The sequence below is a fragment of the Pseudomonas sp. HMWF006 genome, assembly GCF_003061205.1.
Lineage (GTDB): Bacteria > Pseudomonadota > Gammaproteobacteria > Pseudomonadales > Pseudomonadaceae > Aquipseudomonas > Aquipseudomonas monsensis.
The window spans coordinates 7278-8276 of sequence record NZ_QAIU01000431.1 but is presented as its reverse complement, the minus strand read 5'-3'; the positions used below and the strand labels follow the sequence as shown (position 1 = coordinate 8276).

The window sequence follows — 999 nt, the reverse complement described above, 5'->3', positions numbered from 1 at the left end:
GTCTTGTAGAGGAATTCGGCGAACTCGCTCAGGACCACGAAGCCATGCGCAAAACCTTCCGGCACCCACATCTGACGGTGGTTGGCGGCAGACAGACGAACCGCCACCCACTGGCCGAAGTGCGGTGAGCTGCGACGGATGTCCACGGCAACATCCAGTACCTCGCCGGCCGTGACCCGCACCAGTTTGCCCTGAGTGTTTTCCAGTTGGTAATGCAGGCCCCGCAGGACGCCTTTCTCCGAGCGCGAATGGTTGTCCTGAACGAAGTGCGGGGTCAGCCCGGTCAGTTCCTGGAAAGCCCTGGCATTGAAGCTCTCGTAAAAAAAGCCGCGCTCGTCACCAAATACCTTGGGTTCGATGATCAGAACACCGGGCAGTTCGGTGGTGATTACATTCATGAAGTTTTCCAGTGAAAGGGGTGAATGGGCGCCATTCTTGCGCAAAGTGCCAAAGGGCGCGAGTGTTCCCGCGCAAGTACTTGTGTCTTGCCGCAAGGGCGGGGGTTGCGCATCTGCCGAAGCAATGGCGATATAGGTGTCTAATAAAATTTCAGGGGTCGTTTCATGCCGCTCGCCACGTTGATCCATCGCGCCAGTCTGCCCAGCCCGCAGGTTTCTCAGGAGCAGGCCCGACAATGGCTGGCAGACCATTACGGGCTCAGCGGTACGCTGCACCCCCTCGGTAGCCAGCAGGATCTTAATTTTCGTGTGGACAGCGCGCGCGGGCGCTTCGTCCTGAAAATCTGCCGGGGCGATTACGCCCTCGTGGAGTTGCAGGCGCAACATGCCGGCCTCAACTACCTCGCGGCGCATTCTGCGGTGAATGTGCCACGGGTGATTGCAGCCAATGACGGTCAGGATCTGCTGACGCTGGAAGCCGGTGGCGAAGCGGTCCATGTGCGCCTGCTGGACTACATCGAAGGCCAGCCGCTGACCCATCTCGATCATTTGGGGCAGGACGTGGTGGCCGGGTTTGGCCGGCTCTGCGGCGAGATGGATC

General features: G+C 60.0%; 2 protein-coding genes. One reads left to right on the top strand and one right to left on the bottom strand.

Going from position 1 to position 999, the window contains the following annotated elements:
* Positions 1–398, bottom strand: a 398-nt coding sequence (gene rfbC / locus DBR24_RS18140; RefSeq protein ID WP_128615438.1) for a dTDP-4-dehydrorhamnose 3,5-epimerase, incomplete at its 3' end; no start/stop codon positions are given.
* 165 nt (positions 399–563) lie between these two features.
* Between rfbC and DBR24_RS32710 the strand changes: the two genes are divergently transcribed.
* The coding region (locus DBR24_RS32710; protein WP_371921317.1) for a phosphotransferase at positions 564–999 on the top strand (436 nt) is incomplete at its 3' end.